Genomic DNA, 25,925 nt, shown 5'->3' with positions numbered 1-25,925 from the left:
ATCGCGGTTTGAAGTATGAAATCTTAAGCGTGAGGGCGGGCCGGCCAAATCTTTTCACAAACGGGTCCGCTTTTGGAACGAGGGATTTTTCATCCAGCGGCCGACGACCGGCCGATCGATGGCTGCAGCAAAAAAAGGACTACGGCTCCATGTCTGATTTCCTCATTGCGAACCGCCGCAGGTTCCTCGGCATCTCGGCCGCGGCGCTCGGAGCGACGCTGTTGCCGGCGTCGCGCCGCGCCTACGCCGCAGAGCCGAAACAGGGTGGGACAGCGACGCTGCTGCTGTCGGCCGAGCCGCCGGTGCTGACGACCATCGCCCACACGGCGTTCAATTCCGTCTACGTCTCAGCCAAGACCACCGAGGGCCTGCTGACCTATGATTTCGATCTCACGCCGCGCCCGTCACTCGCCAGGCAATGGTCGGTCAGTGACGATGGGCTGCAATACACCTTCAAGCTGCGCGAAGGCGTGACGTGGCATGACGGTCAGCCGTTCACCGCCGCCGACGTCGCCTACTCGATCGCCACGATCAGAGAGGTTCATCCGCGCGGCCGCAACACCTTCCTCAACCTTGTCGATTTCCAGACGCCGGATCCGCTGACCGTTACGCTGGTTCTGTCGAAGCCGGCGCCTTACCTGATCACGGCGCTGGCCGCGGCCGAAACACCGATCGTGCCGAAGCACCTCTATGACGGCACAAGGGCAGCCGAAAATCCGGTCAATGTCGCTCCGGTCGGCACCGGCCCGTTCGTCTTCAAGGAATGGGTGCGCGGCAGCCACATCGTCTATGAACGCAATCCCGATTATTGGGACGCGCCGCGCCCCTATCTCGACCGGCTGATCGTCCGTTTCATCCCGGACGCTTCGGCGCGCGCCCTGGCGCTGGAGACGGGCGAGGTCGACCTGGCGCCGGCAACGCCGATCCCGTACAGCGATTTGCAGCGTTTCGAAACACTGCCGCATATCGGCTTCGAGAAGCAGGGCTATCAGTATTCCAACGGCATCAGCCGGGTCGAGTTCAACCTGGAGAAACCCTATTTCCAGGATGTTCGCGTCCGCCGCGCCTTCGCCCATGTCATCGACCGCAACGTCATCCGCGACACCATCAACTATGGCTATGGCGAGACCATTCCCGGTCCGATCAATCCCAATCTGAAGAAGTGGTTCGTCGCCGATTTGAAGACCTATCCGGTCGACATTGCCACTGCCGAGAAACTGCTCGACGAAGCGGGCTTGCCACGCGGTACCGACGGCATCCGGCTCAAGCTGGTCCACGACTATGTCCCGAGCGGCGAGACCTACAAGCGCGGCGCAGACTACATCAAGCAGGCATTGGCCACAGTCGGGGTCGAGGTCACCGTGCGCAGCCAGGATTTCGCCACCTACACCAAGCGCATCTACACCGACCGCGATTTCGACTTCACCTTCAACGGCATGAGCAATCTGTTCGATCCGACGGTCGGCGTGCAGCGGCTCTACTGGTCGAAGAATTTCAAACCGGGCGTGCCGTTCTCCAACGGGTCGAAATACAGCAATCCCAAGGTCGATGAACTTCTTGAAGCTGCCGCCGTCGAGGTCGATCACGAAAAGCGCTTCGAGCAATGGGCCGCGATCCAGCAGATCCTTGTCGAGGACCTGCCCGACATCGGCATCGTCAGCCAGCCGGAAATCACCCTCTACAACAAGCGCATCGCCGATCACACAGTGGGCGCCGAGGGCAATGCCGGCAGCCTCGCATCAACCCATATCGTCGCCTGATCCGCCGCCCCATGCGCGGTCTTTCGCGCATGGCATCTCTTTCTCCTTCCCCGAGAGATTCCCCCATGACGCTCGCCCACAAGCCTGGTTCCATCGTCGGCACGCCCTTCTTCAAGGCGCCGACCGACTATCCGGACAGCCCGCTATCGAAAGCGCTTCAGCAGCCGGTGCTGCTCGGACTGTTCCTGCCGATCCAGGCCGGCGGCTGGACCAACTCGACCCTGCCGCGCTCGACCGACTGGCGCTTCGATTACAATCGCGACCTGACGCTCAAGGCCGAGGAGCTTGGCTTCGACCTCGTCTTTGCGCTCAGCCAGTGGCTGCCCAAGGGCGGCTATGGCGGGGTCTTCAACGGCCAGGCGCTGGACAGTTTCGTCTCCATTGCAGCCATGGCCGCGATCACCAAGAAGATCATGCTGATCTCGACCATGCATGTTCTCTACGGCCCGTGGCATCCGCTGCATCTGGCCAAATTCGGCGCCACGCTCGATCACATTTCTGGCGGCCGCTGGGGCATCAACGTGGTCACCGGTCATCGCGCCGTCGAACACGAGATGTTCGGCTGGAACCGCATCGAGCACGACCGTCGCTACGAACTCGCGGCCGAGTTCGTCGAAGTGCTGCAGCGGCTGTGGCAGGACGACGAGAATTTCTCCTTCTCTGGAGAATCGAGCTGGAAGCTTAATGGCGGCTTCGTCACGCCGAAGCCGAATTACGGTCGGCCGATCCTGGTCAATGCCACCGGCTCCGATGCCGGCATTTCCTTTGCCGGCCGTTATTCCGACATCGTCTTCGTCACCAGCCCGGCCGGCTCCGACATCGCCAGCGCGCTGGAGGCGCTGCCGGCGCATACGAAGAAGGTGAAGGACGCCGCCCTCGGTGTCGGCCGCACCGTGCGCACGCTGCTCAATCCGCTGGTCATCAGCCGTCCCACTGAGAAGGAAGCCTGGGCCGTCGCCGACCAGATCGTCGCCCGTGCCGACAGCCGTACGCCGAAAGGGTTCCAGACCTTCAACAGCGACGCCCAGGCCTGGAAGGGCCGCGAAGGCCGCGACGATCCCTACGCCAAGGTCGGCGGCAACATTTATCTCATCGGCACGCCCGAGCAGATCGTCGACCAGTTCGTCAAGCTCAAGGACGCCGGCATCGATGGCCTGCAATTGTCCTTCTTCGACTTCAAGCCGGACCTCGAATTCTTCGGCGAGAACATCCTGCCGCTGATGAAGCAGGCCGGCCTGCGCAACGCCTGAGGAGCACTCATGACCACGACTGCGATCTCCGAAATCTGGTACACACGCTGCCCGGTGCCGACGCCTGTCGGGCTTGCGGCGCAGCTCGGACTTCTCGACGAAACCTTTCGCAAGGAGGGGATCGAATTGAAGTCGATCATCGATTCACCCAACCGCGACATCCGCCAGAGCCATTTCAACCACACACTCGACTGGTCGTTCCGCCACGGCGGCAACGTGCCGCCGATCCGTGCGCGGTCCGAAGGGCGCAAGACGCGTCTCGTCGGCATCACCTGGACCGACGAATTCCAGGCGATCATCACCTTGCCCGGCACCGGCATCAGAACAACCCAGGACCTGAAAGGCCGCCGCTTCGGCATCGCCCGGCGTCCGGAAGGCATCGTCGACTTCATGCGGGCGACGGCGCTGAAAGGGCTGGTCTCGGCGCTCTCGCTTGAAGGCCTCAGCCATGCCGACGTCGAGATCGTCGACATCGCGCTGACCGACAGCGTGCTCGACAGCCAGGAAGGGCCGTCGCTGTTCGGCCTCAAGCGCAAACAGGCCTATGGCGAGGAGGCAGCCGCGCTGATCCGTGGCGAGGTCGACGCCATCTATGTCAAAGGCACGGCCGGCATCAATGTCGCCAATCTGATCGGCGCCATCCAGGTCGCCGAATTCGGCTTTCATCCCGACCCGAACATCCGCATCAACTCCGGTTCGCCGCGTGTGCTGACCGTCGACGATTTGCTGACCGAAGAGCGCCCTGATCTGGTCACGCGCCTGATCGAGACGATCCTGCGCGCCAGCGCCTGGGCTAAGGCGCATCCGGAAGAGACGCGGCGCTTCGTCGCCCGCGAATCCGGCGCCACCGAAGAACAGGTGCTGGCCGCCAACGGTCCGGATGTCCACAACCATCTCGGCCTCGGACTGCAGCCTGAGCTCGTCGCGGCGATTTCCCACTACAAGGATTTCCTGCGCGACTGGGGTTTCCTTGCCAGCGATTTCGACGTCGAGGCCTGGGTCGATCGCCGGCCGCTCGATCAGGTGACCATCCGCGCCGCCGCCTGAGAGGAAGCCAGCATATGACCTCGACGATCCCCGAGTTCCCACAACTCCTCGACACGGTAGCGAGCCTGGCCGACGACTTCGCGCTGACCGCCGCACATCACGACGCGACCGGAGAATTTCCGTTTGCCAATTTCGGCCGGGTTCACCAGGCCGGTCTGCTTGGCCTGGTCACAGCGCGCGAGCATGGCGGCCTCGGCGGCGGGCTGACGGAAGCCCAGGCGGTGATCGCCGAGATCGGCCGCGGCGAGCCGTCGACGGCGCTTGTGCTGGCCATGCATTACAACAGCCAGTATGCGCTGCGGAAATCCGGAAAATGGCCGCGCCATCTGGTGCAGCGGATTGTCGAGGCCGGCCGTCTTGGCCCTGCCTTGATCAATGCCGCCCAGGCCGAGCCGGGGATCGGCTCGCCCGCCCATGGCAAGCCGCCCGAAACCATTGCCCGGCGCGACGGCAATGTCTGGCGGATATCCGGCCACAAGAACTACGTCACCGGCATTCCCATCCTGAAATGGGTGAACTTGCTGGCATTGACCGACGAGCCGCAACCGCGCCTCGCCTCGTTCCTGGTGCCGACCAATGCGCCGGGATTGCGCGTCGAAAAGACATGGAACGCCGCCGGCATGCGGGCCACCGCCAGCGACGACGTCATTCTGGATAATGTCGCCGTGCCTGCCGAGGACATCACCGAGGCGCAGCCGGCGTCCGAGCCACTGCGGCGGGAGGAAGGTGCGACGGCGTTCTTCTTTTCGCTGATCGGCGCTGTCTACCACGGTGCCGCCCGCGCTGCCCGTGACCGGCTGGTCTCCTTCGTCACCACGCATGCGCCGGCGAGCCTCGGCGCGCCGCTGTCGACCGTGCCGCACATCCAGGCAGGGCTGGGCGAGATCGAGGTCAGGCTCGCAACCAGCACGCGGCTGCTGCGCTCGCTCGCTGATGACGTCGACGCCGGCCGACCGGTCGGCACCGACGGCATGACCGTCAGGCATGTCGTCATCGACAATGCCGTGGCAGTTACCTCGCTGGCGCTGGAGCTTGCCGGCAATCCCGGTCTTAACAGAGACTTCCAGCTCGAGCGTCACCACCGCGATACGCTGACTGCCCGCTCGCACGCACCGCAGAACCATATGATCCGCACGATCGCCGCCAAGGCGGCGCTCAGCCGCCACGCTGCCAGCCAAGTGGCCGAGCCGCCGGCTGTTGCCGCTGTCAAACCCAGGCTCAAGGCGGTCGGGTGAGCGACGCCATGATCTCCGAACATGTCGAAGTCGCTATCATCGGCGGAGGCCCCGGTGGCCTGACATTGGCGCAAGGCCTGAAGAAGAACGGCATCAGCGTCGCGGTCTTCGAGAAGGATCGCGCCCGCAATGACTACGTCCAGGGTTTTCGGCTGCGCATCCGCCAGCGTGGCATCGATTCGCTGATCGCCAACTTGCCGCCGGAACTCTACGAGGCCTTTGTCGCCACGCTCGGCCGAGCGCCGGACCGCAACATCCTGCTCGACGAAAATTTCGAGACCTTGGGCGAGGACGCCTGGGGTGGCGGCAACGCACTCGGCGAGGCCGACGACACGCATATCGAAAAGTCGGTGAGCCGCATCACGTTGCGCCAGGTGCTGCTTTCCGGCCTCGACGGCGTCGTGCGCTACGGCAAGGTCTATTCCCGCTACGAAGAGCAGCCGGACGGTTCGGTGATCGCGCATTTCGAGGACGGCTCGACAATCCATGCCGATGTGTTGGTCGGTGCCGACGGCGCCCGCTCGCGCGTGCGCCAGCAGCTGGTGCCGCATGCGCGAAGCTTCGACACCGGCGTCAGGCGCCTGGCCGGCAAGATGACGCTGCATGCGGCTGCCCTTCACCAGATCTCGCCGCTGCTGCTCGACTACAATGTCGGCGTCAGGCCGACGGAAGGTCACGGGCTGATGGTCACCAGCCATCGGGTCAATGTCGAGGCATTTCGGAAGCATGGGCTGATCGGGCTGGACGACGACACCCACAAGGACATTGCCGGTTTCCATTTCAACAACACCACCAGCTATGTCTGGTGGAACACCGCCTATGAAAATGACGAACTCGCTACGGACGAAGCGCTGGCAAAGTTCTCCGGCTCGGAGTTGCTCGGCCTCTTGATCTCGAAGATCGGCCACTGGCATCCGGAGATCCTCAACCTCATTCGCTACACCGACCCGTCGACGGTGGCGCTGCTGCATGTCCACAGCTCAGAGCCTGTCGATCCGTGGCCGACGAAACAGGTGACACTGCTCGGCGATGCCATCCATGCCATGACCTATTTTCGCGCGCTCGGCGGCAACACCGCGATCTATGACGCCGGGCTGCTGGTGCCTGAACTGGTGGCCGCTAAACGCGGCGACAAGCCGCTGCTTGAAGCCCTGTCAGACTATGAGGCGAAGATGCTGAAGCACAGCGCCAATGCGGTGCGGTCTTCGCTGACGGCGATGCAGAAGAATGTCCTTTCAGGCCGCCGCCGTCAAAAGGAAGCCGCCGAATAGCTGCCTCCAAAAATCGCCCGACAGCTCCTGCCCTACGCCGCTTCCACCAGGCTGGCCGACTGGAAGTCATGCTGGAGGATGGCGATCTCGTAGCCACGGCGCTGCAGCCAGTGCGCCGTCGTCGCCGCGCGGACACCGAGCAGATCGTCGATCAGCACGACACGGGCGCCACGCACGGCAATGGTTCGATAGGCGACGCCGAGCAACTGCCCGCCCTCCGACGCGATCGAGCCCGGAATGTGGCTTGCCGCGAATTCCTCCGGCGTGCGCACATCGAGCTGGTAGGTCGTGCGCCTCTCGTCCTTCGCCCAGGCTGCGGCCGTCGCCGCATCGATGCGCGGGAAGCTGTCGCCTTCGGCAAGTTTTGCGATGCGCTCCTCGGCGAATCGCTTCGCGTCCTCGCTCGCCGAACCATAGGCAGCAGTCCTGCCGGTTTCGAGCGCAAGGCCGGCCTCGCGCCACGCCTTGGTGCCATCGTGCAGATAAGCAACTTTGTTGGGCACGCCGGCATCGATCAGCGTCTGCGCGCCGATGTGGCGCGCGGCAGGCCGGCGCAGGAGACGATCACCTGCGTGTCCGGCGACGGCACCAGGTCGGCGAAGCGCAGCACCAGCTCAGCACCCGGAACGCTGATGGCGCCCGGTACATGGTCCTTGTCGAATTCCGCCACCGTCCGGCTGTCGAGCACGACCACGTCGGCTTTCTTGGCCTTGAGCGCCGCAAGCTTTGCAACGGTAATGACCGGCGTCCCCTTCTCGTCGCGGATCGCCAGCGAAAAATCGACGCCCGGCGTGTCGAAGGTCGGCAAGCCTTCCACATCGTCCTTCGTCCATTCCGGAATTCCGCCGGCCAGTGCGAACACCTGGCTGCGGCCGCGCTCGGCAAATCGCTCAGCAAGCCGCTCGGCGACGCCGCTGCCGTCATCCGCCAGCACGGTGCGCACCGCCTTGCGCGGGATGAAGCGGTCGATCTCCGCCTCGACCTGTGCTGCGGGCAGATTGGTGGCGAACAGCGGCGAGGCATATCCGACAATCGCGCTGTCTCGGATATCCAGCACCGCAAGTTCCTCGCCATCGGCCAGCCATTGGCGAAACGTCTCCGAATCGATCGTGCTCGCGCTCATGATGCTTTCCTTTCCTGGTGTTCGGTGGCGCCGCGGACCGGACGCGCAAGGCCGAGATTCTCGCGCAACGTCCCGCCCTCGTAAGCGGTCCGGAACAGGCCGCGCCGCTGCAGTTCCGGAATGACGAGATCGACGAAATCGGTGAGGCCCGTCGGCAGGATCGGCGGCATGACGTTGAATCCGTCCGCCGCGCCGCCGACGAACCATTCCTCCATCATGTCGGCCACGTCTTTTGGCGTGCCGACGATCTGGAAATGGCCGCGCGCGCCGGCAACGGCGAGATACAATTGCCGGATGGTCAGGTTCCGGCTCGAGGCCAATTCGGAGACGACTTTCAGGCGGCTCTTCACCGCATCGGAACTGCCCAGTTCCGGCAACGGTCCGTCGAGCGGATGGCCGGAAAGATCGACGCCGCCGAGCAATCCGGAAACCAGGGCGACGCCGACCACGGGATCGACCAGGCGTTGGATGGCGTCGAACCTGTCCTCGGCTTGCGCGCGCGTCGGCGCGACGACCGGGAAGACACCGGGCATGATTTTCAGGGAATCGGCAGAGCGGCCAAACGACGCCAGCCGGCCTTTCAGCTCGGCATAAAAACCGCGCGCCGATTGGATGGTCGGATGGGCGGTGAAGACCACTTCCGCCGTCCGCGCCGCCAGATGCTGGCCGGCATCGGAAGAACCCGCCTGGACGATGACGGGATGGCCTTGCGGCGGGCGGGCGACGTTGAGCGGCCCTTTGACCCGGAAATGCCGGCCGGCATGGTCAGGGGCATGGATGCCATGCCGGTCGATGGCGATGCCCGAAGCCTTGTCGGCGACGAAAGCATCGTCGTCCCAGCTGTCCCACAGCTTCTGCGCCACGGCGACGAACTCCTCGGCGCGGTCATAGCGGTCGGCATGAACGGGATGCTGGTCGCGGCTGAAATTCGCCGCCGCCGGCGCATCGGCCGAGGTGACGACATTCCAGCCTGTCCTGCCGCCGCTCAGGTGGTCGATCGAGGCAAACAGCCGCGCCAGGTGGAAAGGTTCCCAATAGGTGGTCGAAGCGGTGGCCACCAGCCCGATCCGTTGCGTGATGGTCGAGAGCGCCGACAGCAGCGTCAGCGGCTCGAAATGCACGACATGGCCGGTGCGCTCGAAAGTCTCGATCGGCTGCTCGCCATTGCGCGCACTGAGGCTGTCGGCAAGGAAGACCATGTCGAAGAGACCGCGCTCGGCGGTGCGCGCGGCCTCTGCGTAGTGCTGAAAGCTCAGGCCCGGATTGGCGGGGACATCAGGATGGCGCCAGGCAGCGACATGATGTCCAGGGCCGCGGATGAAGGCTCCAAGCTTTATCTTTCGATCTTCAGTCATTGGGGCTCTTCGGGGGCGTTTCTCGGGCTGGTCGCAAAGGCCTTTCATCTCTAACGCCTGCCAGACCCGCTGAGCGAAAGAATGCCTTTCGCCAGCTGGCAATTATTGTTTTTTGACATCGGGTTATGGGACAGCACGATGGTCGCTGCCGGGGTGATGGGCTAGAGCCACGGACCGCCGGCGTCGTAAGGGTCCTTGATGCTTCATACTTCTTCCTCCCCGCGTTCGATCCCTCGTTCAATCATCATTGTAGGCGGCGGCTTTGCCGGCGCGGTTACCGCGATCAAGCTGCTTGACCGTTCGACCGAACCACTGGCGATCACCATCATCGAGCGCCGGGCGGAGCTCGGTCGCGGCGTTGCCTACAGCACCGTCGATCCACAACATCTGGTCAACGGCGCGGCGCGCATCTTCTCGCTGCATCCGGACGATTCCGATCACCTCGTTCGCTGGCTCGTGGCGAATGGGCCTGAGCATGGCTGGACGCCGCCCGAAGATGTCCCGGACTCCAGCCCGCCGCGTTGGCTATTCGGCAGCTATGTCCAGTCCGAACTGACGAGAGCCGTCAGAGAAGCGGACGGGCGTTCCTCGCTGCGCCACGTCAAGGCGTCCGCCATCGACATGCTGACCGGTCCATCGGGTGTCTGCGTCGGCACCAGCGATGGCCAGCAATTGCCGGCCGACGAGGCGGTGCTGGCAACCGGAGTGTTCCAGAGCGAGCCATCCGCCACGGAAGCAGCCATCGTCAGCGATCCCCGCCATGTCGCCAATCCCTGGGATCCGGCGGCACTCGACCGGCTAGCCGGCAGCAAGGAACTGCTGCTGATCGGGTCCAGCCTGAGCATGGTCGACGTCGTCGCCAGCATGGAAGCGCGCGGCTTCGAGGGCAGCTACCGTGTCGTGTCGCGGCGGGGACAGATTGTCGAGCCACGGCGCAACACCGAGGCATGGCGCGACTTTCTCGCCGAGCGTCCGTTGCCGAAAACCACCAGGGCGCTTCTCGTACTGGTCAAGGCCGAACGCCGGGCAATCGAAGCCACCGGCCTGGACTGGCAAGGACTGCCGCTGACGATCCGGCCATGGATCCTGGCTCTGTGGCAAGGCGCTACCGACAGGGAGCGTCTAAAGTTCACACGCCATCTGCGCGCCTTCTGGGACGTCACCGCGCACCGGGCGGCGCCGCCGAGCTTTGAGCGCGTTGCGCTGGCGCGAAGCCAAGGCCGATGGGTGGGTGGAGCTGGACGGGTGCTGGCACTCCATCCGCAGGCCGACGGCATTGCCGCTGAGATCCGCTGGCGCGATAGCGGCGCGGTCGAACGGCTGCGTTTCGATGGTGTCGTCAACTGCCGCGGCCATCAGGAGCATGACTGGCGGCGGGTCGCCGATCCATTCGTCCAAAGCCTGCTCGATAACGGCATCGTCAGGCCGCATGCGACCGGCTTCGGCATCGACGCGACGCATGGCGGCCAAGTGATTGCCGGTAACGGCAAGACCCACGGCAATCTGTTTGCCGTCGGCCATCCGCTGCGCGGCGTTGCCTGGGAATCGAGTTCCATCAGTGAACAGCTGGCGCAGGCCATCGCCCTGGCTGGCCTTCTGGTCGGCGCCAGCCCAAGGCTGCGTGCTCTGGCCTGAGATTGCAGCCCCACAAATGACAGAAACGAAAAAGGGCCGCATCGACATGCGGCCCTTTTCTTTTCGGTCATCCGCTGGTTCAGGCGTTCGGATCGATATAGGCGTCGGCGAAACTGGCCGACAGGCCTTCCGCACCCGGCGCGTAGTTCTTGACGGTTTTGCGGGCGATGATGATGGTCGGCGATGCGATCAAATTGATGATCGGCAACTCGTCGGCGATGATCTCCTGGAACCTGAAGAACAGCTGCTTGCGTTTGGCTTCGTCGAGCTCGACGGAAGCGGCTTCCAGCAGTCGGTCGACCTCAGGGTTCTCGTAGTGCGCGCCGTTCGAGAACGGCAGCCCGATCTTGATGTTCTTCGACCAGTAGAGCCGCTGTGCGCCGGCGCTCGGGTCAAAGATGTTGCCGCAGGATTCCGTCGACAGGTCCCAGGTCCGGTCGGTGTAGATGGTTTTGACATAGGTGCCGAAGTCGAATTTCTGGATCTCGGCGTCGATGCCGATCTTCGCCAACGCCTGTTTGAGGAAGTCGGCATAGCCCCACGGGTTATACGGGTTGTTGGTGAGCCTGAGCTTGAAGCGGATGCCGTCCGCTCCCCGCTTGAAGCCCGCCTCGTCGAGCAGTTTTTCCGACAGCGCCGTATCGACGGTCGCGGCCTTCACATCGGGATCGAAATACTTCTTGTTGACGACACTGATCGGCGTCGGCGACACCTGCCCATAGCCGTAGAACACGATGGCATTCACCGCGTCGAGGTCGATCGCGTGCGCGATTGCCTGACGGACTTTCTTCTCCTTCAGGATCGGGTTTTCGAGGTTGATGATCAGCTGGTGCAGCGGGCCGCTATAGGCGAAGACCATGCTGTCGACGACGAATTGCGGCAGCGCCTTGAAACGCTCCAGATCGGCGAACGCCACCGGGTTCGGCCCGATGTCGACCTCGCCCGTCTCCAGCGCTGCGGCACGCGCGCCGGGATCGGTGATGAAGCGGAAGATGATCCGGTCGAGATAGGGTTTGGGCGCATCCCAATAGGTCGGATTCTTTTCGACGATGATGTGGCTGCCCTTCACCCATTCCTTCAGCACGAACGGTCCGCTGCCGATGATCTGCTCGAAAGACGGATCGTCGGCCGGCTTCAGCTTCTCGTAGATGTGCTTGGGCACGACAGGCGATTCCGTCGCGGCCAGGCCAGAGATCAGCGCGGCGGACGGTTTCGACAATTTGATCTTCACGACATGCGGGTCCGACGTGTCGATGTCGGTGACATTCTGGAAGGTGATGCGCCCGCGCGGATGGGCTTCGCGCAGCCGCGAGATCGAAAAGGCCACGTCCTGCGATGTCAGGTCGTGGCCATCGCTGAATTTCACCCCCTCGCGCAGCTTGAAGACATATTCGAGCCCGTCGTCGCTGATCGACCATTCGGTGGCCAGTTGCGGCCTTGGATTGAGGTCGTAGTCGTAAGCGAGTAGGCCGTCGAAAATCTTCGGGCCGATGGTGGCCGGCCCGCCGGCGCTGGTGTTGATGGAAACGATCTGGTTGGGCTCGGGATAGTAGACGAAGTTGAGCGTGCCGCCGGCCACCGGCTTTGCGTCTTGCGCGAAGGCCCCGGCGGGAAGCGCGGTACTCGCGCCGGCCAGCAGCAGGAACTGATTGAATAGGCGTCGGTTGATGGTCATGGTCGGTACTCCGCGTTTGCGCGATTTGTCTTTCATGGAGAAAAGTCGGATCGGCGGCTTCACGCGCCAATCCCAGAAAAAGGAGATCCAAATGCTTATGCGTTTGGCGCGAGCCAGATCTGCGCGAAGCTGTTGTTGATGCCCTGGGCGCCGGGCGCGAAATCCCGGACCTTCTTGTTGGCGACGATCTGGGCGCCGGCGGCGACGAGATCGACCGACACCACGTCGTCATGGATGATGTGCTGGAATTTGTACCAGAGCTCGCGCCGCTTGGTCTCGTCAGGCTCGATCGCGGCGGCTTCAAGGATCTGGTCGACCTCGGGGTTTGCATAGTGGCTGGCGTTGGAGAAAACGAGGCCGATCTTGAAGTTCTTCGACCAGTAGGCGCGCTGCACGCCGAGCGTCGGATCGAAGGTGTTCGACAGCGATTCGATGACCAAATCCCAGGCGCGGTCGGTGTAAACCGTCTTCAGGAACGTCGACAGATCGAGCTTCAGTATCTCGGCATCGATACCGACCGCTGCCAGCGACTGCTTGATGAAGTCGGCATAGGACGCCGGCAGGAACGCGTTGTAGGCGAGCCGGAGCTTGAAGCGCTTGCCGTCTGCGCCGCGCTTATAGCCGGCATCGTCGAGCAGTTTCTCCGCTAGTTTGGGGTCGGGCTCACGCGCCTTGATGCTCGGGTCGTACCATTTGGGCAGTGCGGTGCTGATTGGGCTTGGCGATACCTGGGCGTAGCCGTAGAGCGCGATGTCGACCAGCTTCTGCAGGTCGATCGCATGGGCAATGGCCAGGCGCACCTCGCGCTTGGTCAGGATTTCATTTTCATAGTTGAAGAACAATTGCTGCTGCGGGCCAGAATAGGCGTAGGTGTTGGTGTCGACGACCAGAGCGGGGTTTGCCTTCAGCCGCTCGATATCGGCCAGCGGCACGGGATTGGCGCCGATGTCGATCTCACCGGTTTCAAGAGCCGCCGAGCGCGCAGCCGGATCGAGGATGACATGCAGGACGACACGGTCGAGATAGGGCCTCGGCGCGTCCCAATAGTCTGGGTTGCGATCGAAGATCAGATGGCTGCCGGGCACCCATTCCTTGAGCACGAAGGGACCGGTGCCGATCGTCTGCTCCAGCTTGGGCTGTTCCGCCGGCTTGAACGTTTCGTAGACATGCTTCGGCACGATCGGCGATTCCGAACTGCTCAGCGCCGTGATCAGATAGGGCGCCGGTTTCGACAGCACGATGATGGCGGTGTGCGGATCGGGCGTCTCAACCGCCGTGACATTCTGGTAGGTGATGCGGCCGCGCGGATGCGCCTCCTTCAGCCGCAAGATGGTGAAGGCAACATCTTGTGAGGTGAAGTCCTTGCCGTCATGCCATCTGACGCCCTGGCGCAGCTTGAAGGTGTAGCGCAGGCCGTCATCGCTGATCGACCACTCGGTCGCCAGCAGCGGTTTCGGGCTGAGGTCATAGGCGAAATCAAGCAGGCCTTCATTGACCTTGGGACCGATGGCCTGGCCGGTGCCTGAAGAGGTGTTGATGGCAATCAGCGACGTGGGGTCGGGATAGTAGGCCCAGTTGAGCGTGCCGCCCTGGACCGGCGTGCCTTCGGCGGCAAAGGAAAGACCGGGCAATGCGAAGCTCGCACCGCCAAGCAGCAACAGCTGGTTGAAATGACGACGATTGACAGACATGGTCTTGGGCTCCGGAAAACGGATTGCATCCGGCGGCCGAACGCATTTCGGCGCCTCGACGCAATGATCCCCGTGGCGCCGCAAAACCGGAAGAATGATTTTCTATCGTCTGCCGAAAGCGCCGCTTCGCACGACGGTTTCATTCCAGGACCCGGCTTTGGATCCGGCGAGGCTCGTCGCCGCCCAAATCAGCATCCCGACCTTATTCTACAAGAATAGTAGACATTGCGATTTCTTAGATTTCCGTTCCTGCTGGCGCGACGCTGCGGCAAACGAAATTTTCCCCTGCGTGCTTTGGCGCAAAGCCCGCCCTCGTCGCGCCGGGCCTGAACGTGTTGAATGCGCCTCATGGTTGATTTCATTCGTGCGAAAACAAGGAAGCTGCGACCGACGCTGGCGAGACTTCCGCCGCTGACCTCGCTTCGCGCTTTTGTCGCAACCGCCCGCCATTTGAGCTTTACGCGGGCGGCGGAAGAGCTCCACGTCACGCCCGCCGCTATCGGCCAGCAGATCCGCCTGCTCGAGGATCACCTCGGGCAACCACTGTTCCAGCGCAACCGCGGCGAGCTTCTGCTGACTTCGGCCGGCCAGGCGCTGATGCCTGGTCTCACCGAGGCTTTCGACGTCGTTGTCGAATCGGTCGCACGCATTTCCGGCGACGAGGAAGATGCACCGATCAAGGTGTCGGTCGCGCCCTCTTTTGCCAGCAAATGGCTGATCCCGCGCCTCGACGCGCTGCGCGATGCGGTGCCCGGCCTCGAAGTGCTGGTCGATGCATCGACCAGGCTTGCCGATTTTGCCAGCGAAGACGTCGACTGTGTCATCCGCTACGGCTCGGGCGCCTATAGCGGCCTCGTCACCGAACGGCTGTTTTCGGAAGCGGTGCTGCCTGTCTGCAGCCCGGAATTTGCCCGTACGCACGGCCTCTACCGCGGGCCGGAGGGGCTGCGTAACGCGCCGATCCTGCATGAGGAAGGACCAGAACGCGATCCTAGCTGCCCGGACTGGAAGGGCTGGCTGCGATCCAATGGCCTGTCTGGCCGGCTTGTCGAAGGTGGCATACGGCTTAGCCAGTCGTCGCTGGTGCTCGATGCCGCTGTGGCCGGCAAGGGCATCGGTCTCGGCAAATTCCGACTGGCCGAGCCTGACCTTGCCGCAGGGCGGCTGGTCAGTCCGTTCGGCTCGCCGCAGCCGGTCGAGTTTTCCTATTATTTCGCGACCACGCCGCACAAGGCGAAGCTGGCGACGGTCGAGCGCTTCCATGGTTGGCTGAAGGCCGAGGCGCGGCGGCTTGGGGCTCTCGACTTCACGCCGCCAGTGCCGCTGCCGGCCCGCATCGCCATCGTCGCTGCGGAATAGTCTCACCTCGGTCTCGCGAGCAGGCGCGCGCGCCTATTTTAGCTTGAAGCCCAGCGCTTTGAGCACTTCGCCCAGGCGATCACGGCCTTTCAGCGCCGCCGTGCTGCCGATGCGGTTCGACATCAGCTCGGTCCAGTCGACCTCAGGCATCGACTGCTCCTGCTGGAAGGTGCGAAGCGTCTGGTTGTAGGCTGCGAGATCGTCCGGATGCGGAGCTGACTGGTAGCGCTCACGGTGCAGAACCACTGTCTGTGGCAGTCTGGGCTTGATGTCAGTCGCGGCCAGGAGATCGGGACAGCCGACGGTCAAGCCGAACATCGCGACGGTTTCCGGCGGCAGGCCGAGTTCGCGCGCCACCTCCTGCGGATGATTGCGCATGGCGCCGATGTAGCAGGAGCCGAGCCCGAGCGCATCGATCGCCACCACGGCATTTTGTGCTGCAAGTGCGGCGTCTATCACGGCCAGCAGAAAACTCTCCTGATGGTCGAGCCCCTCGCCCGCCCGGCCATTTGCCTTGGCAATGGTACGCAGCCGCGACAGATCGGCCAGCCAGACCAGCAGCAGCGGCGCCTGCTCGATATGGCGATTGATCGCCGCCAGTCCGGCAAGCCGCGCCTTGCGCGCCGGATCCTCGACGGCGACGACACTCCACGCCTGGAGATTGGAAGAAGTTGGCGCGGACTGGGCGGCAGCGACGATCAGTTCCAGCGTGCCTTCAGGCAGCGGCCTGGCCAGATAGTTGCGGACCGAGCGATGCGAAAGGATCGCCTCGAGGGCTTCGTTCCAGTTTCCGGTATGCGCGCTTTGCGGCGCTCGATAACGCCGCCGTAGCGCCGCTTCACCGCGTAGGTCAGCGTCGGAAGGGCGGATGCTGAAGGCGGCCGGCTGTGACATCGTCTTCCCTATTTGCCAATCTGGCTTATTCGGCTACCCGGCACGTGGCATGCCGATTGATTGAAGCGGCACCGGTCACATCAGAATGGCATTGGATGCGCCCTGTACGCCTCGCCGATCCGTGCCAGTATGTCCGGCGACAGTGCGACCGAGGCTGCATCGAGCGCATGGTCCAGTTGTTCCACGCTGGTCGCCCCGACGATGGGGACAACGGGCAATGGGCGAGACCGGACGAAAGCGACTGCCATCGTCACAGGGTGGATGCCGGCCTCCCGGGCGATCGAAATATAGGCGTCGACCGCCGGCCACACCCTCGGCGTGCAACGGCCGCCGAGATCGCCATTGAGCGCGCGACGCGATCCTTCGGGCGAGTAGTCGGGCCGGTATTTGCCGCTGAGCACACCCGCTCCCGCAGGCGAATAGGCAAGCAGCGTTACCCCCTCGTTCACGGCAAGCTCCGCGAGGTCCGTATCGTAGTAGCGGCAGAGCAGCGAATATTCGTTCTGGATCGTCAGCGGGCGAGGACCGACATCGTCATCGGCCAAGCGCAGCCACTGCGCGATGCCCCATGTCGTTTCGTTCGACAGCCCGAAATGCCTGATCTTGCCTTCATTGCGAAGCGCGGCGAGCGTTTCCAGGCATTCGGCCATGCCGGCCACAGTCTCAGCCTTCACCTGTCCGGACGGATCGAAGCTCCAGACCCGGCGAAAATGGTAGTGACTTCGGTTGGGTACGTGGAGTTGGTACAGATCGATGTAGTCCGTCCTCAACCGGCGCAGTGAATTTTCAACCGCGGTCCGCAGCGTCTCGGCGTTGATCTTCGCGCCGCCGCGCACGACGTCCTGGCCGAGACCCGACACTTTGGTGGCAATTACCAAATCGTCACGGCGGCTTTTCGGCGCGAGCCAGCTTCCAATGTAGCTTTCGGTTCGACCGACGGAGTCTTCTCGAACCGGATTGACAGGATAGACCTCTGCTGTGTCGATGAAATTCACGCCACGCTCGACCGCACGATCAAGCTGTGCGTGCGCCTCGGCCTCGGTGTTCTGACGACCCCAGGTCATTGATCCCAGGCAGATCGAACTCACATGCGGGCCTTCCGGACCCAAAATCGTTCTCTTCATCCAAACCGTTCCCTGCACACGCTTCACTCGCCGGCACTTGCCGGTTCAAGAAGCGCGGCTTGGGCCCCATTGCGCAAAAGCGGAAGCAACTGATCGCCCTGCCGCTTGATCTCGGAAAGATACGGTGTGTCCGAGAGCACGAAGTGCGTGATGCCCAGATCCCGGTACCTGCCGAGCGCGCGGGCGACGTCGGCGGCCGAGCCGACCAGCCAGGTGGTGCCGGCGCCGCCGCCGCCGTATTTGCCCGGCGCAGTGTAGAGGTTGTCGTCCAGGACCTCGCCGCGCGCGTGCAGATCGAGCAGACGCCGCTGGCCCACCGCTACCGCCCGACCGTGATCGTTCCAGCCGGCGCCCTTGCCCTTGGCCATCTCGTCAACCTTCGCCTCGGCGTCCGCCCAGGCCTGCTCAGTGGTGTCGCGGACCAGCGTGGTAACCCGCAACCCGAATTCCAGAGGCGGGAGGTCTCGGTCGAGTTCCCTGCTCAAGGCTTTGAGCCGCTCGATCCGCTCCCGGACGCCGTCGAGCGGCTCTCCCCAGAAGAGCTGCACATCCGCCTCCCTGGCCGACACCCGCTCGGCCGCCTCCGACGCACCGCCGAAGTAGAGCTTGGGATGGCGACGATCGCAACGGACAGGGATGCGGGGCATGACGGTAGACCCTGTGACCTGGAAGTGCTCGCCGGCAAAGGTCACGTTCTCTCCGGACCAAAGTTTGCGAACCAGCCGCATGAACTCTCTGGTGCGGGCATAGCGATGTATCTGGTCGCCTTCGCTGTCGCCATACGCAGCGAGGTTGTCCTTGCCCGACACTATGTTGATACGCACGCGACCGGCAGTCAGCTGATCGAGCGTGGCTACGGCTGATGCGAAGTGCGCCGGCCGCCAGTAACCCGGGCGGATCGCGATGAGCGGCTCGAAGGAGGTGGTTCGGGCGGCGAGTGCGGCCGCGACGGTAAACGTGTCGGGCCGACCCCAGCCGGTACCGATCAGCGCGCCCTTCCAGCCGTGGTCCTCAAGCGCCTTCGCGTGGCTGGTCAGTGTGTCCAGGCTGTTGTGGTCCACGGCGGCCGGCTCGCCACGGTGACCGGGATCGACCTGGTTCGGTATGTACCAAAGAAATTCGGGATCAGCGCTCATTGTCAGGCCTGTATTTTTGTCGGGCATGGAGGTCGATGACAGGACTTTCAGCTCCGTTGTCGTTTGATGATCGTTCAATGGGTGGCCCCGAGCAACCCTGGCGCCTTGTGCGGCTGCGGCGCAAAACGACTTTCGGGCCGGACAAGGCCGAGATGGTCTCGCAGCGTGCGCCCTTCATAGTCCGTGCGGAACAGGCCTCGCCGGCGCAGGATCGGCACCACCGTATCGACAAAGACCTCCAGTCCGGTCGGCAGCACGTCCGGCATCAGGTTGAAGCCGTCGACGGCGCCGGCGACAAACCATCTTTCGATATCGTCGGCGATCTGCTCCGGCGTGCCGACGATGGTGCGGTGGCCGGTGCTGCCGTTCAGCGCCCGGATCAGCTGGCGAACCGTGAAATCGTTGCTGCGCGCGAGCGCGAGTGTGGCCTTGAAGAAGGTGTGGCCGCCATTGGGGGGCAGTTGAATCCCTTCTGGCAGCTTCTCGTCGAGCTTCAGCCGCTCGCGATCGATGCCGAGCACGCCGGACAGCCGCCCAAGGCTGTAGTCGAGCGGGATGCGATCCCACAGCTCTTCTTGCCGCCGCTCCGCTTCCCCCTCGGTGCTGCCGATGATGGTGGCCAGGCCGGCAAGGTTGAGCGGCACGCCGCCGGTGCGGCCGTAAATCTGGGCGCGTGTCTTCAGCTCTTGTGCATAGGAAAGCGCTTCTTCGAGGGATTGAGAGGCCGAGAAGACGGCTTCGGCGTGGCGTGCGGCGAGGTCCTTGCCGTCATCGGAACCGCCGGCCTGGACGACCACCGGATGTCCTTGCGGCGAACGCGGCACATTGTGCGGCCCATGCACCGAAAAATGCGCGCCCTTGTGGTCGATGGCGTGAACCTTGGCGGCATCGACGAAGCGCCCGCTGGCGACGTCGCCGATGAAGGCATCGTCCTCCCAGCTGTCCCACAATGCCTTGACGATGTCAGCGAATTCCGCCGCCCGCTCGTAGCGCCGGCCATGATCGATGGCACCGCTGAGGCCGAAATTGCGGGCCGAGGCGGGATCGGCCGTGGTGACGATGTTCCAGCCGATGCGCCCGCCGCTGACATGGTCGAGGGTCGCGAAGCGTCTGGCGATGTTATACGGCTCGTTGAAGCTGGTTGAAGCGGTGGCGATCAGCCCGATGCGCTCGGTTGCGGCGGCTACCGTCGCCAGCACGATGGTCGGCTCCAGCGACGTGATCGGACGATAGTCGATGCGGTCCGATATCGCCGCCTGGTCGGCAAGGAATACGGCGTCGAGCTTGGCGCGCTCTGCGATCTTCGCCACCTGCACATAGTGGTCGACGGTGAAGGCGGCATAGGGGGCGACGCCGTCCATCCGCCAGGCCGCCGGCGAGAAGCCGGCATGCAGGATGTTGACGTTGAGATGGAGCTGCCGGCCGCTCATCGAAAGACGCCGGGCTCGGGATAAGCGCCGGTCAGATACCAGGTGCCGACGGTGCGGGTCTTGTATTCGGCAGGGTTGTGCAAGGTGTGAATGCGTGCGTTGCGCCAGAAGCGGTCGAAGCCGTATTTGCGCACTGCGGAGCGGGCACCCATCACCTCGAATATCTCGGTCGTGACTTCGAGCGCGACATCGCCTGCCAGCACATTGGCCGCGGCGACGGCAACCGCCGCCTCGCCGCGTTCTTGCTCGGTCAGCGCCTTGCCGCGGGCGATCGCATGATCGATCGCCGCCGCCGCGCGATCGGCCAGCACCGTTGCCGCTCGCGTCTTGACCCAGAGCTCGCCATATTGCCGCTTGATCCACGGATCGTCGATATGGCGCTCGACGCCGGAATACATCCACGGCCGCGAACTGTTGAGCGTGTAGTCGCGTGCCGCCAGCAGAGCGCCCTGGGCTGTGCCGATGAAAACATTTAGCAAAACGCTTTGCTGCTGCAGCGGCCCGATGGTGCGGATCGGCAACGACGCGTCGACCCAGCCGCGCACCAGCTCGCTGTCGTGGATCCTGACGTCCTTATAGGCGACCTTGCCGCTGCCGGTCTGCGTCTGGCCGATGCCATCCCAGTCGTCGAGAATGGTGATGCCGTCACGGTCCGCGGGGATTGCCGCGAATTTCCTCTCGCCGCTGATCTCGTCTTCCCACGAGGTCGAAAGATAATCGGCCACATGCGAGCCGGAGGCGAAGGGTTTGAAACCATTGACGATCGTCCACTCGCCATCCTTGCGACCGAACAGCGTTTTGGAAAAGCTGTTGCCGGTGTTGCCCCAGAACCAGTCGCCGGCAGCCGAACGCCGCAGCAGATCGGCCGAACGCGGCTCGTCCGAATTGAGCCTGGCGGCGATCAATGCGCTGAAATGGTAGCCGTAGATGTGGCCGATCGAGCCGTCGACCTTGGCGAACTCGCGGCCGATCTTCAGCGCCGTCGAATAGGGTTCGCCGGCGCCGCCGAATTCCTTGGGGATGACGATTGTGAGCAGGCCGCTTTCCTTGAGCAGGCGTATCTGTTCGCTCGGCCTGCCACCAAGCTGGTCGCGCTCGACCGCGTCGCGGGCAAAGATGTCGCGCAGCTCGACCGCCTTGGCGATCCATGGATTGGAGGTATCGGGATCGAAGGTCATGCTGTCACTCATGCAGATGCGGGAAGCCGTGGCGCTCGGCCAGAAGCGCAAGAATGCATTTGGTGTCGTCGGCGAAGGCCTGGCCCTTGGCCGTCGGCAGGTCGGTGGGCGGATCGCCGCCGATGACGAGCACCGGCAGGGACTGATGCCGCTCGCCGAGCGCGTCGATCACCTTGTCCCTCGGCCTCGCGAACGGCACGCGCTCGACGTCCAGTCTGGCGGCGAGATCGGGAAAGGCGGCGAGCATCCCTTCGACCTGGTTGCAATAGGGACAGACGAATGTCCGGCCTGGATGTTTCGGGTCGGAGAAACCCGGCTGAATGAGAAAGAGCTTGTCGCGCGCCATGGTCTGCCTATTCCGCGGCTGCCGCGGCGGACCGCGAAAACCGATTTGCCGGCCGCTTCAGGCCGAGATTGTCGCGCAAGGTCCTGCCCTCATACTCCTGACGGAACAGGCCGCGGCGGCGCAGTTCCGGCACCACCAGTTCGATGAAATCCTTCAAGCCGCCAGGCATGATCGGCGCCATGATGTTGAAGCCGTCGGCGCCGTAATTCTCGAACCGCTCTTCCATGGTGTCGGCGATCTGTTGCGGCGTGCCGACCACCTGCCAGTGGCCACGGGCGCCGGCGATGCGCAGATAGAGCTGCCGAATGGTCAGATTCTCGCGCCGTGCCAGGTCGATCACCAGAGCCTGCCGGCTCTTGCCGGCGTTGGTCTCGGGCAAATCCGGCACGGGCCCGTCGAGCGGGTATGAGCTGAGATCGAAGCCGCCAGCCAGCGCCGACACCAGGCCGAGGCCGACTTCCGGCTGGATCAGGTCCTGCAGCTGTTCGAACTTCTCCTGCGCCTCGGCTTCGGTCCGGCCGACGACCGGGAAGATGCCAGGCAGCACCTTCAGGTCATCTTCCGAGCGGCCATAGTTGCCGAGCCTGCCCTTGACGTCGGCATAGAATGCGGTGGCTTCGTCGAGCGTGATCTGCGCGGCGAAAATCGCTTCCGCGGTACGAGCCGCCAGCTCCTTGCCCGGACCGGACGCCCCGGCCTGGACCACAACCGGATGACCTTGCGGCGTTCGCGGCGTGTTCAGCGGACCGCGCACCTTGAAGTGCTGGCCCTTGTGGTTCAGCACGTGCAGCTTGTCCTTGTCGAAATAGCGCCCACTCGCTTTGTCGCGCGAGAAGGCATCGTCTTCCCAGCTGTCCCAGAGGCCGAGCACCACATCGACGAATTCTTCAGCCCGGTCGTAGCGGTCGCCGTGCTGGATATGCGCCTCGTGGCCGAAATTGAACGCCGCTTCCGGATCGGAAGAGGTGACCAGGTTCCAGCCGGCACGGCCGCCGCTCAAATGATCGAGCGAAGCGAACTGGCGGGCCAGATTGTAGGGATCGGAATAGCTGGTCGAAGCCGTGGCGATCAGGCCGATGTTCCTGGTCGCCGCCGAAAGCGCCGACAGCAGCGTGATCGGCTCGAACGGATAGACGCCGCTATGCGCCTTGCGGCTGGCGACCTCCAGATCCTTCAGCCGCGCCGCGACGCCGTCGGCGAAGAAGATCGTGTCGAACTTGGCCGCTTCCGCCAACCTGGCAAGTTCAATGTAGTCGCTGAGGCTGGTTCCCTCGCCCGCCGCCGGATGACGCCAAGCGGCGACATGGTGGCCGGTGAAGAGCAGAAACGCTCCAAGCTTGAGCTTGTCCTTGCGCCTGGCCATGTCTCCCGCCTCCTCAGCGATACAATCCGCCGACCGGGAATTCCCCGGTCAGCAACCAGGTGCCAATGGTGCGCTTCTTGTACTCGGCCGGATTGTGCAGCGTGTGCGTTCGCACGTTGCGCCAGAACCTGTCGAAGCCGTTGGCCTTGGTGGCCGAGCGGGCGCCCATCACCTCGAAAACCTCGCTCGAGGCATCGAGGCCGATTTGCCCGGCATAGACATTGGCGGTGGCGAGATCGATCGCCGTCTGCCCGCGCTGCTCCAGGGTCAAGGCCTCGCCTTGGCTATAGGCGGCATCGAGGCTTTTCGCCGCCACATCGGCGAGTTCGGCCGCGGCGAGCGTTCGGATATAGAGATCGCCATATTTGCGCTGCACGAACGGGTCGTCCGTGTGCTTCTCGTAGCCGGAATAGATCCAGGGGCGCGATTGCGAGACCGTATAGTCGCGCCCTTCGCTCAGTGCTCCCTGCGCACTGCCGACGAACAGGTTGAGCAGGACCGCCTGCTGGAAAAGTGACGTCAGCGTCTGGAACGGCGTTAGCGGCGCCGCGGGTGAGCCGATCAGTTCGTCGTCGCAGACATGCACATCCTTGAAGGTCACCTTGCCGGAACCCGTCTGGCGCTGGCCGACACCATCCCAGTCGTCCTCGATGACGATGCCTTCGCGATCGGCCGGGATCGCCGCTGCCAGCCGGTCCTGACCGTCCTCCCAGGCGACCTGGATATAGTCGGCGATATGCGAACCGGAAGAAAAAGGCCGAAAGCCGCTGAGGATCCAGCCCTTGCCGTTGCGCTTGGCCGTCGAGGTCTTTGACATGGCGTTGCCGGAATTGCCCCAGACCCAGTTTTCCCGGGCTGAGCGCGTTAGCAGCTGATCCTTTTGCGCCTGCGTGCCGCGAAACAACACGCCGTTAAGCGGCAGATGATGGTAGCCGTAGAGATGGGCGAGCGAACCATCGGTGCGGGCGAATTCGCGCACCACGCGAAGCACCGACAGCCAGGATGCGCCCTTGCCGCCATAGCGCTTGGGAATCTGCGCCGACGGCAAGCCGCTCTCCTTCAGCAGCCGGATCTGTTCGACCGGCCGTCCGCCGGCCTTGTCACGCGCCACCGCATCCCGATCGAAGATCTCGCGCAACTCAACCGCCGTGGCGACGAACGGGTCGGAAAGGTCAGGGCTGAAGGTCATCGGCACTTGTCCATTGAAATGCGTCTATTCCGCCGCGATGGTCTGCGCCGGCCGCCAAACGGCAGAGGCATAGGCCTCTTCGCCGAATTCGGCCGGATGGCTGCCGGTTATGCGGCTCTCATGGCTGTCGAGATCGGCGAGGAAGAGATCGCGGCTGATGCGGGCAACCACGGCGGGCACATCGCGCCTGATCGACGGGATATCGCCGATCGGCAGGCCGAAGCTGACGAAGCCGCCGGGATTGAAGACATGGACATCCTTCAGGAACGGCGCCTCGCCCGGCGCCTTCTCAAGGAATTCATGACCGAGACCGAGATAGGGATGGGCGCCGAAGAATTTATCGCGTTCTGCTTTGGGCGGCGCGTACTGGTCGCGCCACAGGCGGATAGAGGCGGCGAAATCGGCGAATTCGGGCTTGCGTGTCGGGTCGGCGAAATAGCCGGTACCGGCGATGACGAAGTCGAAGGCAAACGTCTCACCGGCGATCTCTGTGACGACCTTACCGCTGTCGACACCGGCCTTCGTCCATGGGGCGCCGAGGTGCAGGTGGAAATTCTGGTGCCGCACCACCCGCTCCACCGCATCGGGTGGCGGCGTCGAACCGGCATCGCGAAACCGCAGCGCCTGGCGCCAGCGCACCGCATCCGGCAGCAGCGGATAGTTGTCATAGGCACCGGGATAGCCGCGGACGCGATTGATCGGCACGCTGGCAATGCTGTTGCGGCGGGCAAAGAGACGCACCGATTTTGCCCCGGCCTCAAGGGCCGTCCCGGCTGCATCGAATGCCGAAGCCGCGGAACCGACGACAGCGATCGCCTTGCCCTTGAGCGAGGCAAAATCGATTGCCGCCGAACTGTGCGCGACGATACCCGGGGGAAGAGCTGCGAACACATCCGGTATCACCGCACCGCCGCTGCCGCCAAAGCCATTGGCCAGGATGATCTTGCGCGCTGTTTCGACCGATCGTTTGCCTTCCGCTTCGAGATCGAGGCGGAAATGCCCGGCAGCCGGCTCGATGCGCAGGAGACGCGTGCCGTAGCGGATGCCGATACCGAGGAACTCTCGATACCATTTCAGGTAACTCGCCCAATCCGTCCGCGCGATGCGGTCGAAACCGGCATACGCTTCCGCACCGTGGCGGGCTTCATACCATGACTGAAAGCTCAAGCCTGGCAGACCGAGTTCTGGTCCCGGCAGGCCTTTCGGCGTCCGCAGCCGGTTCATCCGCGCATGGGTAAGCCAGATGCCGGCCTTGCCTTCGTCCGATGCGGCGTCGATGACCGTGACCTTGCCGATGCCGGCGCGCCTCAGCGCGAAGGCGAAGGTCGCGCCCGTCTGCCCGCCACCGACGATGAAGACATTGTGGTCGATGCCCTCCCGATCCGGCACCCAGTTCTGCGGATCGGGACCGATCAGTCGAAGTGTTTCGCGGGCGTCGTGATCTGGATCGGACGGTAAGGCCATTTCGGTCCCGGCTGAAGTTCAAGCGTTGCGCCAAACTCCGCCTCGCTCGACAAACAGTCCAGAAATGTCTGCTTTGATTGCCCGGTAGTTTTTTTCACTTGCATTGCAACGACGCGCTTTCACCGCCGACCGAATGGGCGGTGGGTGTGGCCTCCCTGAAGCCGGAGCATCTTTTGATATTGCAGCGAGCGCAGGCACTGTTACGGCTCCCGCACAATACGCATGCGTAGCCGGGCATTGGTGTCGAGGACATCAGCAGCGCCGCGTGGGATCAGCTTTGTGTGACGTCCGCCATCTGGCAGACGGCAGATCGCGGATACACTGGCGACGGCCCTCGCGAGATAAGTCAGCGCAGCTATTCAAAAGGCGTCCTAAGAGTGCGGTCGGATACTCCGTCGCA

The 25,925-nt window shown here is 63.7% G+C and carries 19 protein-coding genes and 1 pseudogene; 7 read left to right on the top strand and 13 right to left on the bottom strand.

What is annotated here, in order from left to right; translation table 11 throughout:
* The first annotated feature begins 149 nt into the window (after positions 1-149).
* The 5 genes from NKH05_RS06595 (at position 150) to NKH05_RS06575 (ending at position 6,563) form a co-directional block, all read left to right on the top strand.
* Positions 150-1,760 (top strand): ABC transporter substrate-binding protein, encoded by a 1,611-nt coding sequence (locus tag NKH05_RS06595; protein ID WP_353025165.1) that lies wholly within the window; start codon positions 150-152, stop codon positions 1,758-1,760.
* Between the two features lie 65 nt (positions 1,761-1,825).
* Positions 1,826-3,010: an LLM class flavin-dependent oxidoreductase gene (locus NKH05_RS06590; protein WP_023717658.1), complete on the top strand. Its 1,185-nt coding sequence runs from the start codon at positions 1,826-1,828 to the stop codon at positions 3,008-3,010.
* Positions 3,011-3,019: 9 nt separating this feature from the next.
* The gene (locus NKH05_RS06585; protein WP_353025164.1) at positions 3,020-4,057 is read left to right on the top strand and encodes an ABC transporter substrate-binding protein; all 1,038 of its coding nucleotides are present in this window, start codon (positions 3,020-3,022) and stop codon (positions 4,055-4,057) included.
* 14 nt (positions 4,058-4,071) lie between these two features.
* On the top strand, positions 4,072-5,292 hold the full coding sequence (locus tag NKH05_RS06580; protein ID WP_352482611.1) for an acyl-CoA dehydrogenase family protein: 1,221 nt from the start codon (positions 4,072-4,074) through the stop codon (positions 5,290-5,292).
* 8 nt (positions 5,293-5,300) lie between these two features.
* The gene (locus NKH05_RS06575) at positions 5,301-6,563 is read left to right on the top strand and encodes an FAD-dependent oxidoreductase (protein WP_352482681.1); all 1,263 of its coding nucleotides are present in this window, start codon (positions 5,301-5,303) and stop codon (positions 6,561-6,563) included.
* A 32-nt stretch (positions 6,564-6,595) separates the two neighbouring features.
* Here the strand turns inward: NKH05_RS06575 and NKH05_RS06570 are convergent.
* Positions 6,596-7,686, bottom strand: a pseudogene (locus NKH05_RS06570) (rhodanese-like domain-containing protein).
* The gene (locus NKH05_RS06565; RefSeq protein ID WP_023717662.1) at positions 7,683-9,041 is read right to left on the bottom strand and encodes an LLM class flavin-dependent oxidoreductase; all 1,359 of its coding nucleotides are present in this window, start codon (positions 9,039-9,041) and stop codon (positions 7,683-7,685) included. Before NKH05_RS06565 ends, NKH05_RS06570 begins: the two are co-directional and overlap by 4 nt.
* Positions 9,042-9,239: 198 nt before the next feature.
* Here NKH05_RS06565 and NKH05_RS06560 point away from each other — a divergent pair, with 198 nt between their 5' ends.
* Positions 9,240-10,676, top strand: coding sequence for an FAD/NAD(P)-binding protein (locus NKH05_RS06560; protein WP_352790225.1), 1,437 nt, complete (start codon positions 9,240-9,242; stop codon positions 10,674-10,676).
* A gap of 79 nt (positions 10,677-10,755) precedes the next feature.
* Here NKH05_RS06560 and NKH05_RS06555 read toward each other — a convergent pair whose 3' ends face one another.
* Together NKH05_RS06555 and NKH05_RS06550 are read right to left on the bottom strand one after the other, a co-directional pair.
* On the bottom strand, positions 10,756-12,351 hold the full coding sequence (locus NKH05_RS06555; protein WP_352855945.1) for an ABC transporter substrate-binding protein: 1,596 nt from the start codon (positions 12,349-12,351) through the stop codon (positions 10,756-10,758).
* Between the two features lie 95 nt (positions 12,352-12,446).
* Positions 12,447-14,042, bottom strand: coding sequence for an ABC transporter substrate-binding protein (locus NKH05_RS06550; protein ID WP_023717665.1), 1,596 nt, complete (start codon positions 14,040-14,042; stop codon positions 12,447-12,449).
* A 348-nt stretch (positions 14,043-14,390) separates the two neighbouring features.
* On the opposite strand from NKH05_RS06550, the gene gcvA reads away from it, so the two are divergent.
* Positions 14,391-15,401 (top strand): transcriptional regulator GcvA, encoded by a 1,011-nt coding sequence (gene gcvA, locus NKH05_RS06545; RefSeq protein ID WP_352482616.1) that lies wholly within the window; start codon positions 14,391-14,393, stop codon positions 15,399-15,401.
* A gap of 33 nt (positions 15,402-15,434) precedes the next feature.
* Here the strand turns inward: gcvA and NKH05_RS06540 are convergent, their stop codons facing one another.
* The 9 genes from NKH05_RS06540 to NKH05_RS06500 all read right to left on the bottom strand — a co-directional run bounded on the left by NKH05_RS06540 (position 15,435) and on the right by NKH05_RS06500 (position 25,525).
* Positions 15,435-16,295, bottom strand: coding sequence for an NADPH-dependent oxidoreductase (locus tag NKH05_RS06540; RefSeq protein WP_353025163.1), 861 nt, complete (start codon positions 16,293-16,295; stop codon positions 15,435-15,437).
* 80 nt (positions 16,296-16,375) lie between these two features.
* The gene (locus NKH05_RS06535) at positions 16,376-17,419 is read right to left on the bottom strand and encodes an aldo/keto reductase (RefSeq protein WP_353025162.1); all 1,044 of its coding nucleotides are present in this window, start codon (positions 17,417-17,419) and stop codon (positions 16,376-16,378) included.
* Between the two features lie 23 nt (positions 17,420-17,442).
* Positions 17,443-18,555: an LLM class flavin-dependent oxidoreductase gene (locus NKH05_RS06530; RefSeq protein WP_023717668.1), complete on the bottom strand. Its 1,113-nt coding sequence runs from the start codon at positions 18,553-18,555 to the stop codon at positions 17,443-17,445.
* Positions 18,556-18,629: 74 nt separating this feature from the next.
* Positions 18,630-19,985, bottom strand: a complete 1,356-nt coding sequence (locus NKH05_RS06525; protein WP_352790216.1) for an LLM class flavin-dependent oxidoreductase — start codon at positions 19,983-19,985, stop codon at positions 18,630-18,632.
* Entirely contained in the window at positions 19,982-21,163 is a 1,182-nt protein-coding gene (locus tag NKH05_RS06520) for an acyl-CoA dehydrogenase family protein (protein ID WP_352855937.1), read from the bottom strand. Before NKH05_RS06520 ends, NKH05_RS06525 begins: the two co-directional genes overlap by 4 nt.
* A gap of 4 nt (positions 21,164-21,167) precedes the next feature.
* Positions 21,168-21,509 carry a DUF3088 domain-containing protein gene (locus NKH05_RS06515; protein WP_023717671.1) on the bottom strand — a complete coding sequence of 114 codons (342 nt, stop codon included), beginning with the start codon at positions 21,507-21,509 and terminating at the stop codon, positions 21,168-21,170.
* 7 nt (positions 21,510-21,516) lie between these two features.
* The gene (locus NKH05_RS06510; RefSeq protein WP_352494623.1) at positions 21,517-22,872 is read right to left on the bottom strand and encodes an LLM class flavin-dependent oxidoreductase; all 1,356 of its coding nucleotides are present in this window, start codon (positions 22,870-22,872) and stop codon (positions 21,517-21,519) included.
* A 13-nt stretch (positions 22,873-22,885) separates the two neighbouring features.
* Complete coding sequence (locus NKH05_RS06505; RefSeq protein WP_023717672.1) at positions 22,886-24,061, bottom strand: acyl-CoA dehydrogenase family protein; 1,176 nt, start codon at positions 24,059-24,061, stop codon at positions 22,886-22,888.
* A 24-nt stretch (positions 24,062-24,085) separates the two neighbouring features.
* The gene (locus tag NKH05_RS06500) at positions 24,086-25,525 is read right to left on the bottom strand and encodes an NAD(P)-binding domain-containing protein (RefSeq protein WP_023717673.1); all 1,440 of its coding nucleotides are present in this window, start codon (positions 25,523-25,525) and stop codon (positions 24,086-24,088) included.
* Between the last annotated feature and the right edge of the window lie 400 nt (positions 25,526-25,925).

It is taken from the genome of Mesorhizobium sp. M1399 (assembly GCF_040317735.1).
In the GTDB taxonomy this organism is placed as follows: Bacteria; Pseudomonadota; Alphaproteobacteria; order Rhizobiales; family Rhizobiaceae; genus Mesorhizobium.
Note: the sequence above shows the minus strand (reverse complement) of the source record. Positions and strands in the feature narration are given on the sequence as shown.